We start from the raw sequence: 10,710 nt of genomic DNA, 5'->3' as shown, positions 1-10,710 counted from the left end.
CGATCACGATCACCCCGTCGCCCAGCAGGCGGTAGGTGAGGTTGCTGCGGCTCAGCAGCGTGTCGAGCGCGCGCGACAGCGGCATCGTTCCGGCGACGCGGGGGGCGCGTTGCCCGCTGGCGAGCGAGGGCGGGAAGATGATCTGCCGCCGGCTCTGCATCGCCAGTTGCTGGAGCGCGCCTTCGAGATCCTGCTCGCCGATGTCGAACCGGCGGGCGGCGGTGCGCGCGGTATGGGCCGCGCCGGGCAGCCGCTCCTGCGCGTGGACAAGGGCGGGCTGGCCGGCGCTCCAGACCAGGGCGATCCCCGCAATGCGCAGCAATTTCGACACGGGATCTGACCTGCGCACTTCACGGTTCGGGCGTCGCGCGGGGCGCGGGCGATGCTCGATGTCGTCGGTTTGGAGTTGAAGGAAGAACCCGATTGAAACCCAAATCCGGAAAGGCGGCAAGTAAAAGAATCGGAAAAAATCAAAGCCCGGCAAGCGCCAGGCCACGCCTTGGCTCTGCGCCTGGCGCAACTTTCGCTCGCACGAGGGGTGGTTTTGGGCCATGGCGCGCCTTTCGGGCCATCGCGCGATGGCCGCGTGGTCTGGAGTTTGCCGCTTGCGCGATCGCTGTTCCCTTTTCGAGTCCGTGGCCGAGGTCGGGCCTGCCGCCGAGCCTGCTGTGGAGCCTGCCGTCGAGCCGGGGCGCGTGGGGTCCGACGAGCGGGTCCGCGCGTTGCACGAAGAGGCTTTCGTGCGGCTCGATGCCGAGGACACGCAGCGTTTGATCGGCGCCGGGGCGATGGCCAGTTGGGATGGCTTTGCCGCCTCGTGGGAGGATCTGGGCGATGATCGCTACATGGCCGATGGCGGGCGCTACCGGCGCCGGCGCTACGCCGCCTTTGCCCGCAAGGGGGCAGGGCTGGTGCGCAAGGCCCACCAGCCGCATTACCAGAGCCGCGACTACAACCCGCTCAACGGCGACGTGCAGCGCTGGTTCGCGCCGGTCAGCGAGACGATCGCCGCGCATCCGGTAACGCAGGCGATCTTTGCGCTGTGCCTCCAGAGCATCGATGCGGCCAGTGGCCACGAAGCGGGGCACGCGGTGCCCTGGCAGGTCGAATTCCACCAGTTTCGCATCGAAGCCTCGAGCGGAGAGGCCGGGCGCCCGACGCCCGAGGGGATGCACCGCGACGGGGTGGACTGGGTTTTCGTGATGCTCGTGCGGCGCGAAAACGTGCGCGACGGCGTGACCGAGATCGGTGATGCGGACGGAGCGCCGCTCGGCCGGTTCCTGCTTCAGGCGCCGGGCGATGCGGTGCTGCTCGACGATCGGCGCATCCGCCATGGGGTGACCGAGATCCACCCGCTCGATCCCGAGCGCCCGGCGTTTCGCGACGTGCTGGTGGTGACGTTCGCCGCGCCCTGACCGACCAGGGGCCTCAGTCGGCGAAGCGGTACTCGGCGAGCGTGCGCACGATCTGACCGTTGGCGTCAGTCAGTCCGATGCCGATCCCCTCGACCAGGCCGGTCCCTTGCGGGGGATGCGCGCGGGTCTGCTCAACATAGGCGTCAAGCGCGGGGCTGGTCTCGTTTGCCAGCAGGGTCAGGTGCGGCTCGAACTGGGTGAAGACGTTGGGCGAGCCGTAGCGTTCGAACGCGGGCAGCTTTTCGGGATAGTGGCTCATCCAGGCGGGCGCCGTGATCGCATGGTCGCGCAAAGGTTCGGCGGCGAGCGTCACCTCGTCGGCGAGGCGTTGCAGCGCCGCGCTGCGCTCCACCGTCAGGAACAGCCAGTTCGATGCGGTGCGTTCGGTCCCGGTGATCGCCATGGGAAAGCGGTGCTGGCGGCGCGCCAGCGCGGCGATGGCGGTCTTGAGCGCGGGCACGGCGCTCGCCGGATAGCGGGTGAGGTAGAGCGTGGCGTGGACCGCTTGCCCCTTGGCCTGGAACGTAGTCATCCCGCGCGCGGCCAGCTCCTTGCTCTCGCCGGCCACCGTGGCGACGATCGTGCGCGAGGGGATGGCGTAGACGTCGATGCTCAGGCTCTCCTGCGCATCGGCGGCATGCGGCGCGGCGAAGGCGGCGGCGACGCCGGCGAACAGGGTGAAAAGCGAGGCGCGAAGGGTCATGCGGGGGGCCTTGCCGGGGGGAGAGGACGCGACGCCCATCAGGCGCCGGGGTGGTAGCGGCGCTCGACGTGGCCGGTAAGGTCTTCGGGATAGAAGTAGACCGGGCGCAGCTTGCCGTCGGCGTAGAGCTGGGCCTCGTCGGCGAAGTGGGGCGAGGCCGGATCGCCGCTCTCGCCGCCCGCGGTCACCGCCCAGGCTTTCACCCTGGGGCCGAATTCGACCACCGCGACGAAGCTGTTGCCGCTCGTGCCGTAGTACTTGGTGGTATTGGGGTAGCGCTTGGCCCCGAACGAGGCGAGCGAGCCCCAGACCGAGGAGACGAAGGGCACCGGCAGGCTGGGCTTGGCATCGTCGAAATGGGGCTTGATCGTGTCGTCGAGCCGCTGGAAGCGGTTGACGTCGCCCCAGGCCACACGCCAGGTGCCGAAATCGCGGGTGAGACGCTCGAGCGTCGCCTGCAGCGCGGCGAGGCGCTCCCCGCTCGGCACCGACTTGGCGATATAATCGGGCAGCTGCTGGTTTGCCGCCTTGGCCTTGGCGCGGTAGGCATCGCCCAGCGTATCGCCCCAGAACACTGCGAGCGTGGTTGCCTGCGAGGCGTAGCCCCAACGTTCGTCCCAGCGGCGCAGCACGCCGATCGGTTCGGCGAGCGCGGCGCGCTGCGGCGCGCGGGCGGGCAGCGCGTCGTAATCGGCCAGCAGATGGGGCACGAGCATCGCGAAGGCGGGCAGGTGGCTGTCGAACGCCGCGTCGATCAGCTTTTGCGGGGTGAAGCTGCTCTTGCCCATCAGCACTTCGTCGGCGTGTACGCCGCGGTAGTTGGGGCCGAACTCGTCCATGTACCTGGGAAAGTCCGCCGCCTTGGGGCTGTCGGGACCGGCCGCGTCCCACGGCCAGTCGTTGGTGTTGTGAACCCAGCCCACCTTGGGGTCGATCGCGGCGGGCAGGGTGTCGAGCGGGTGCAGCCCCTTCCAGTCGGTCGCCGGATCGGCGCCGTCGACGGGTTTGGTGTAGTCGAAGCGGTCGTCGCGCTCGGGCACGAACTGAGGGTGGAGATAGGCGATCTCGCCCTTGGCGTCGGCGAAGATGGTGTCGTTGGAGGAGTTGGCCTTGAGCTCGGCGACCTTCAGGTAGCTTGCCAGATCGCCGGTCTTGGTGCGCAGCCAGGACTGTTCGAGCGCGGGGATCGGCTTCCACATCAGCGCCTGCGCGGTCCAGGTGTCCCCCCGCCCCGCGACGATCGGGCCGTGGTGGGTGCGGTAGACGGTGAAGCGGCGCTGCGCCAGCGTGCCATCGGCGCTGCGGTAGGCCAGCGTGACCGCGCTCTGGCCGACCGGGCGCAGCTCCTTGCCGTAGCGGTAGAACAGCTTGCTGCCCTGGCGCACGATGGTTTCTTCAAAGCTGTCGATGTTGTCGATGCCCGAGGAGGTGTGCATCCAGCCGACCCTGGGGTTGAAGCCCTGGTAGATGAAGAACTGCCCCCAGGTGCTCGCGCCATAGGCATCGAGCCCTTCGTCGCTGGTCATCTGGAGCTCGGAGCGGAAGTAGAAGCTGGTGTGCGGATTGATGAGCAGGAGCGCGTGGCCATCGGCGGTGTTCGCGGGCGCGATCGCAATGCCGTTCGAGCCGCTCGGTTCGCGCTGGATCGCGCCGGTCTCGAGCGCGGTGGGCGGGATCTGGCGGTGTTCGTAGAAGCCCTGGAGCGCGGTAAGCGGGATCGAGCGTTCGATGTCGCCCCCGATGCTGCCCTCGGTGAAGGACAGCGCCATCCACGGCTCGAACCGGGTGAGCACCTTGGGGTGGACCTCGGGATGGTCGGCGAGGTAGGCGTTGAGCCCGTCGGCCCAGGCGTCCATCAGCGCGCGCAACCAGGTGGGGCTTTCCTTGTACTGCGCCTGGAGCGCGGCCGGATCGACGTAGAGGCGCTGGCGCAGGTCCTGCCAGATCGCGCTTTCACCCTCGGCCTCGGCGGTGCGGCCGAGTGCGGTGAGGTAGTTCATCTCGATCCGGTCGAAGTCGTCCTCGGCCTGCGCGTAGATCGCGCCGAACACCGCATCGGCATCGCTCTTGCCGTGAACGTGGGCGATGCCCCAGTCGTCGCGGGTGATCGTCACCGCGGCGGCTTCGCAGGCCCAGCGGGCGCGTTCGGCGAGGGCCCNGGCCTGCGCGTAGATCGCGCCGAACACCGCATCGGCATCGCTCTTGCCGTGAACGTGGGCGATGCCCCAGTCGTCGCGGGTGATCGTCACCGCGGCGGCTTCGCAGGCCCAGCGGGCGCGTTCGGCGAGGGCCCCCGGCGCGGGCGCGGCAGCGGCGTGAGCGGTGCCGGCGCTGGTCAGCAGCACGGCGGCGAGCAGGGGAAGCGAACGCGTCATCGACGGGTGTGCTATGCGCCCGCCCGCCGCGAGGCAAGGCCGCCGCGTGCGATTTTCCCGCAAGGCGCGGCCCTTCAATCGCCCGGCGCAGGAAGGCGCAGCACGACGAGCAGGCCCTGGCCGTCGGGCCGGTCGGCCAGGTGGATCGTCCCTCCCGCCAGGCCCAGCGCCTTGCTCGCGATCGACAGGCCCAGGCCGCTGCCCCGGCCCGACCGGCTCGAGGCGGGGCCGCGTTCGAAGCGGCGCAGCAGGCGCTCGCGTTCCTGGGCGGGAATGCCCGGACCACGGTCGCCGATGGTGATGTCGAGCCGCTCGGCGGTGCGCACGATGGCGATGTCCACGCTCTGCCCGTCGCGCGCGTGGTGCACCGCGTTGTCGATCAGCGCGGCCAGCGCGATGCGCAGCAGCGCTCCGTCGCAGGGCCAGCGCACGACGTGTTCGGGGCTGACGGTGAACTCGAACGCATCGGCGGGCAGGTCGAGCATGACTTCGGCCACCACGTCGGCAACCACTGCGTGCACGTCGATCGAGCGGCGCGCGACCTTGGTCGCGTCGAGCCGGGCGAGCGTGAGCATGCCGTCGATGAGAGCGTTGGCGCGGTCGACCGCGCCGATCAGCACGCCCATGTCGTTCTCGTGCCCTTTGGGCAGCGTGCGGCCGATCAGCTGGGCCTGGGTGCGGATGGTGGCGAGCGGGGTGCGCAGTTCGTGGGCGACATCGTCGGTGAAGGCCTGCTCGCGCTCGTAGGCCTGGTCGAGCCGCGCGAAGAGCTTGTTGAGCGCGGTGATCAGCGGGTTGAGATCGCGCGACCATTCCTGTGCGTCGAGCGGGGTGAGATCGGCGAGCGAGCGTGCGTTGATGCTCTGCGCGAGGCGTTCGACGATGTAGAGACTGGTGCGCAGCGTGCACCACAGCACGACCACGCCCGAACCGACCAGCAGGACCATCGGCACGATCAGCTTGTGCAGCGCGGGCGCCAGCGAGATGCTGCGAATGCTGGTGCGTTCGGCAACCACGATACGCAGTCGCGGATCGCGCCCGACGAGGCCATAGCTGCGCCATTGCACTTCGCCGTCGGAAAAGGTGTGGAGGCCAAGCGCACGGGGCACCCGCTCGATCGCCGGGCCCCAGCTCGAGCGCGCGATCGGACGGTTTTCCCAGAACACCGCGAACATGCACCAGTCGTAGGAGGCGCGAAAGGCGTTGCGGTCCTCCGAGCTGAGCAGGCTCGCGGTGTGCTGCGGGTTGTCCCGGCCCTGATCGATCAGGACGCCCGCGGCCAGTTCGTCCTGCATCATCATGTAGAGCAGGTGCGAGGCGTTGATCAGCTGCGCGTCCGAGGCCTGGTCGATCGCGCGGTCGGCCACGGTGATGAGGATCGCCCCCATGCCCAGGCCCGATAGCGCCAGCAGCAGCAGCAGGCGGCGGAACAGCTTGGTGCTGAGCGCGGTCTTGCTCATGGCTCGCGGGCACCGACCATGTAGCCAAGGCCGCGCGCGGTGCGGATGAATTCGCGGCCGAACTTGCGCCGAAGCGAGGAAATGGCGACTTCGATGGTGTTTGATTCGACCCAGTTTTCCTGGTCGTAAAGTTCGCTTTCGAGGTCGGCTTTCGAGACGAAGCGGCGGGCGCGGCGCATCAGCAGGGCCAGCACGCGGTATTCCTTGGCGGTCACCGGCACGGGTTCGCCCGCGCGCGTGGCGATATGGCCCGACAGGTCCAGCGTGACCTCGCCCACCTCGAGCCGGTCGAGCGTGCGGTGCTCCTGGCGGCGCAGCTGCGAGCGGATGCGCGCGGCAAGCTCTTCCAGGTCGAAGGGCTTGACGACGTAATCGTCCGCGCCCGCGTCGAGCCCGGCGATGCGCTGGCGGGTGCGGTCGAAGGCGGTGATGATGATGACCGGGGTGGTGTCGCCCGCGCGGCGGATGGTGCTCAGCACGTCGAGCCCGGAAAGGCCGGGCAGCCCGATGTCGAGCAGCGCGACATCGTAGTGATCGCCCTCGAGCGCGGCGAGCGCATCCTCGCCCCGGGCGAACAGGTCGATCACGTAGCCGTCGAGCTGGAGCGCCCGTTTCATCGCCGGGCCAAGGTCGGCGTCGTCTTCGGCAACCAGCAGGCGGGGCACGGGCAGGGCTCCTGAACGGATGGGACGGAAGGCTTAGCGCTAGGCGAGCGCGCCGGGCGCGTCAAATCGGCCAGAGCCACCGTCACGCGCGGTCAGGGAAGGCCACTGTAACAAAACTGTAAAGAAAAATGTCTGGCTTCAGCTTGGCGTCAGCTTGGCAGCGTAGGGGCTGGCTCACGTCAGAAGTGCCCGCGCCGAAGCAAACCGAAGACTTGCACAGGCGACAGCCAAGGCCAAGAAAAATATGTCGTATCACAACTTTTCGCGCGACTTCGTGTCGCCCGATGCCCGCGATGTCGCCTCCTCCCCCCCCATCCCCGAGGCGCATCGCAACCCCGAGACCGGGTCCTTTCGTCAGGGACCGGCCCCTTGCGTCGCGCTCGTCGGGTGCGATGGTTCGGGCAAGTCCACGCTGGCGCGGGACCTGGTCTCCTTGCTCGATCGCCACAGCCCGACGACTTCGGTCTACCTGGGGCTGGGAACGGGCGAGCTGGGCCTGCGCATCGCCCGGCTGCCGCTGATCGGCCGGGTCGCAGAACGCTTCCTCTCGCAAAAGGCGAACAAGGCGCACGACAATCCCGAAAAGCGCCTGCCGGGGCTGGCCACCGCGCTCGTCATGTTCGCCTTCTCGCTGGCGCGCATGCGCCGGTTCCGCAAGCTGGTGGGCCTGCGCGCGCTGGGCGTGCAGGTGGTGACCGACCGTTTTCCGCAGGCCGAAATCGCCGGTTCGTTCGACGGGCCGGGGCTGGTCTGGACCCGCAAGGGTTCCAGAGCGGTCGAGCAGCTTGCGCGTTGGGAGCACTCGCTCTACGAGCACATGGCGGCCATCCGTCCGACTCTCGTCATTCGCCTGAATGTCGATGTCGACACGGCCATGAACCGCAAGCCCGACCACAAGCGCGCGCTGCTCGAGAAGAAGATGGGTGTCATTCCGAAGCTGACCTTCGGCGGGGCGCCGATCGTCGACGTCGATGCCAGCCGACCTTATAACGAGGTGCTGGACACCGTGCTGGGGGTGCTGGGTCGTTACGGAATGACTGCTTGAAGCCCTTTTTGCGATGAATGACGTTTCCAAGGCCAATGCTGATCCCGCCTCTCGTGCACCGGGGCGCACGCCGCCGCCACTGATCGCGGTGGTGGGGTGCGACGGTTCGGGCAAGTCGACCGTGACCGAGGCGCTGTGCGCCTGGCTCTCGGGGTATGCCCCCACGCAGATCTGCCACCTGGGCAAGCAGTCGGGCAATGTCGGGCGTTCGCTTGCCAAGCTCCCGCTGCTGGGCAAGCGGGTGGACAAGACGGTGCAGTCGCGCGCCAAGAAGGCGAATTCGGACAAGGGGCCGGACGGGCTGGCCGCGTTCGTGATCTGGATGTTCGTGCTGCGCCGTTCGCGCCGCTTTGCGCGTATGCTGAGCCTGCGCGCGGCGGGCAACTGGATTATTGCCGACCGTTTTCCCCAGCTGGCGATGCCCGGTGCAATGGATGGCCCTGGGCTCGATGCGGCGGCCAAGACAGGCTTGGTCGGCTGGTTCTCGCGTGACGAGCGACGCCGTTTCGAGGCGATGACCGCCACCGTGCCCGACCTCGTGCTGCGCCTCAACGTGCCGCTGGACGTTGCCTGCGCGCGCAAGCCCGATCACCGTCCCGGTGCGCTTGCGGGCAAGATTGCGAATCTTCCGCATCTCAGCTTCAACGGCGCGCCGATCGTCGATCTCGATTCCACCCGGCCGCTCGAGGACGTGATCGCCGCCGCGCGCGAAGCTATCGCGCAGCGTTTCGGCCTGCGACAGGGCACCGCGCCGGCCTCTGCCGGGAGCGGCGCATAATGGCGCGCCTCGCAATCGGGCACTGGTTTCGCGACGGAGTGTTTCGCTCGATTCTGCGTAACGCCTCGTTCCTGTTTTCGGGCAAGATCGGCGGGGCGCTGTTCGGGCTCGTCGCGCTCGCCTGCGCCGGGCGCGGATTGACGCCAGCGCTGTTCGGCACGCTGGTGCTGATCCACTCCTACGCCAACGGGGTCGGCGCGCTGGTCAAGTTCCAGACCTGGCAGTTGATCGTGCGCTATGGTGCCCCCGCGCTCGAGCGCGGGGACATCGAGGAACTGCGTGACGTCACTGGCTTTGCTTTCGGGCTGGACCTGGCAAGCGGGCTGGTGGGCCTTGTCGGGGGACTGGTGCTGCTGCCTTTTCTGGCGCCCTGGCTCGGCATCGCGCCCGAGGACCTGTCGCTCGCGCTGTTCTACTGCACGCTGATCCCGACGATGACCGCAGCGACGCCTTCGGGCATCCTGCGCGTGTTCGACCGGTTCGACCAGATCGCCGGGCAGCAGCTCGTCACCCCGGTGCTGCGCGCGCTGGGCGGGGCGATTTCCTATTTCGGCCACTTTGGTTTCGCGGGCTTTGCGCTGACCTGGTACGTGGCCGATCTCGCGGGCGATCTCAGCTTGTGGGTGATGTCCTTTGCCGAACTGCGTCGGCGAGGGATCGCGGGCGCGCTTCGTCCCGGCCTGTTCGAGCCCGCACGGCGGCTGTCGAAGGCCTGGGACTTCGTGTGGACGACCAATATCGCGCACTCGGTCTGGGCCGCCTGGGGACCGCTCAGCAACCTCATCGTCGGCGGCCTGCTCGGCCCGACGGGCGCGGGCCTGTTCAAGGTGGCGACGACCTTCTTCGATTCGGCGAGCAAGCCGGCCGACCTGCTCGCGCGCAGCTTCTACCCCGAGATCATGCGGCTTGATCCGACCAGCCGCCATCCCTGGCAGCTGGCGCTGCGCAGCGCCTTCATTTCGGGCGCGGTCGGGCTCGGCCTGCTGCTTCTCGTCATGGTGGGCGGCGCGCCGGTGATCGGCTTGGTGTTCGGCGCGCGCTATGTCGCCGCGTTCGATCTGCTCCAGATCATGACCGGATCGCTGATCGTCACGATGGCCAGCTTCCCGCTCGAAAGCCTGCTCTACATGGCGCACCGCCAGCGTGCGGCGCTGGTTGCGCAGACGGCCGCGGCGCTTGGCTACGGGGTGTTGCTGGTGGCGATGATTCACGGCTTCGGGCTGATCGGGGCGGGGCTCGCCTACGTCGGCGGAGTGGGGCTCAAGGCATTGTTCATGCTTGTCCCCACGATCGGCGCCTACCGGCGGCGCGCGGGAATTCCCTTTGCCGCGATGAAGGAGAGCGAGGCGTGAACGCGACCCACCGCGACCCGCGGGCAACCCCGCTCGAGGCGTTCGCCTGGGCGGTCGACATGAACGACGTGGTCGATCCCGACACCAGTCTGCCCGAAAGCATTCCGCTTGATTGCGACGCGCAGCAGATGCACGCCTGCTTCACGCTGTGCCTGCATTTCTGGGAGCAGGGTGCAGACCGCATGGCACTGCGCCGCTATATCGACCGCCTGCTGACGCTGGGTACGCTCTCGAACGAAGAGCGGGTGCATTACAAGCAGATCCGCGCGAGCTACAAGCAGCTGCGCTTTGCCTTCGCAAACTACGAGCGTCGCCACCGTTCCCCGATGTTGTTTCGTTTGACCGTGGTGGCGCTGGGCCATTTGCAGGACGCCTTGCGCAATCGGCGTCGTGCGGCAACGCTGCGCTATGCGTTGCTGCTGCGCGTGTTGGTCAGCCGGGTGGGCTGGGCGCTGATTCGGCGCGAGGTCGAGTGCGCACGGCTCGACGATGCGGCGGGATTCCTCGCCTTCCGTCAGGCCGAGATGGCGCGTCTCAGGCGCTGGCTTGACCAGCGCGAACTGTCCGCGCACACCTTCCACAACATGCGCAAGGTGGTCAGCCGTCAGGTCTCCCATTACGACGCGCTGCGCACGCTCACGGGCCGCGAGGATGCTTACCGCATGTCGCGCTTCCTGAGCGCGATCAACGGCCTGATGGGCAGCCTGCACGACGAGCTGGTGCTCCAGAGCGTCAAGGGCCAGCGCGACTACGATCGTGATACCGTTCTGGTGCCCGAGGATATCCGCAAGCGGATCGCCGCGCTCGTTACGCGCTATCCCGCTTCCCCCGCCTGATCCGCCGGGTTAGAGCATTTTCCAGTCAGGTGGAATCACCTGACGGTTCAGAAAATGCGTCAAAACAAAAATCGAGAGCGG

General features: G+C 68.1%; 10 protein-coding genes. 5 read left to right on the top strand and 5 right to left on the bottom strand.

Translation table 11 applies throughout. The features are described from left to right. Positions 1–331: STN domain-containing protein (locus tag MTR62_RS11335; RefSeq protein WP_244020917.1), on the bottom strand; the 331-nt coding region annotated here is incomplete at its 3' end. Between the two features lie 337 nt (positions 332–668). Here MTR62_RS11335 and MTR62_RS11330 point away from each other — a divergent pair. Beyond that, positions 669–1,415 (top strand): 2OG-Fe dioxygenase family protein, encoded by a 747-nt coding sequence (locus MTR62_RS11330; RefSeq protein WP_244020916.1) that lies wholly within the window; start codon positions 669–671, stop codon positions 1,413–1,415. A 13-nt stretch (positions 1,416–1,428) separates the two neighbouring features. On the opposite strand, the gene MTR62_RS11325 is transcribed toward MTR62_RS11330, so the two are convergent. From MTR62_RS11325 to MTR62_RS11310, 4 genes are all read right to left on the bottom strand, one after another. Further along, positions 1,429–2,118, bottom strand: a complete 690-nt coding sequence (locus MTR62_RS11325; RefSeq protein ID WP_244020913.1) for a 2'-5' RNA ligase family protein — start codon at positions 2,116–2,118, stop codon at positions 1,429–1,431. A gap of 38 nt (positions 2,119–2,156) precedes the next feature. Continuing rightward, a complete protein-coding gene (locus tag MTR62_RS11320) occupies positions 2,157–4,493 on the bottom strand; it encodes a penicillin acylase family protein (protein WP_244020911.1) in 2,337 nt (778 codons plus the stop codon). Between the two features lie 74 nt (positions 4,494–4,567). Beyond that, positions 4,568–5,953, bottom strand: coding sequence for a sensor histidine kinase (locus MTR62_RS11315; protein WP_244020901.1), 1,386 nt, complete (start codon positions 5,951–5,953; stop codon positions 4,568–4,570). After that, a complete protein-coding gene (locus tag MTR62_RS11310; protein ID WP_244020899.1) occupies positions 5,950–6,618 on the bottom strand; it encodes a response regulator transcription factor in 669 nt (222 codons plus the stop codon). The genes MTR62_RS11315 and MTR62_RS11310 overlap by 4 nt, the downstream gene beginning before the upstream one ends. A 244-nt stretch (positions 6,619–6,862) precedes the next feature. Between MTR62_RS11310 and MTR62_RS11305 the strand changes: the two genes are divergently transcribed. Genes MTR62_RS11305 through MTR62_RS11290 form a run of 4 tightly spaced genes read left to right on the top strand, consistent with a single transcriptional unit; the run spans position 6,863 to position 10,629 of the window. Continuing rightward, on the top strand, positions 6,863–7,663 hold the full coding sequence (locus MTR62_RS11305; RefSeq protein WP_244020897.1) for a nucleoside/nucleotide kinase family protein: 801 nt from the start codon (positions 6,863–6,865) through the stop codon (positions 7,661–7,663). 13 nt (positions 7,664–7,676) lie between these two features. Then, positions 7,677–8,441, top strand: coding sequence for a nucleoside/nucleotide kinase family protein (locus MTR62_RS11300; protein ID WP_244020896.1), 765 nt, complete (start codon positions 7,677–7,679; stop codon positions 8,439–8,441). Continuing rightward, positions 8,441–9,793 carry a lipopolysaccharide biosynthesis protein gene (locus MTR62_RS11295; protein ID WP_244020894.1) on the top strand — a complete coding sequence of 451 codons (1,353 nt, stop codon included), beginning with the start codon at positions 8,441–8,443 and terminating at the stop codon, positions 9,791–9,793. The genes MTR62_RS11300 and MTR62_RS11295 overlap by 1 nt, the downstream gene beginning before the upstream one ends. Next, positions 9,790–10,629 (top strand): hypothetical protein, encoded by an 840-nt coding sequence (locus tag MTR62_RS11290; RefSeq protein WP_244020893.1) that lies wholly within the window; start codon positions 9,790–9,792, stop codon positions 10,627–10,629. The genes MTR62_RS11295 and MTR62_RS11290 overlap by 4 nt, the downstream gene beginning before the upstream one ends. The last annotated feature ends 81 nt before the right edge of the window (positions 10,630–10,710 follow it).

It is taken from the genome of Novosphingobium organovorum (assembly GCF_022832435.1).
GTDB lineage: Bacteria > Pseudomonadota > Alphaproteobacteria > Sphingomonadales > Sphingomonadaceae > Novosphingobium > Novosphingobium organovorum.
Note: the sequence above shows the minus strand (reverse complement) of the source record. Positions and strands in the feature narration are given on the sequence as shown.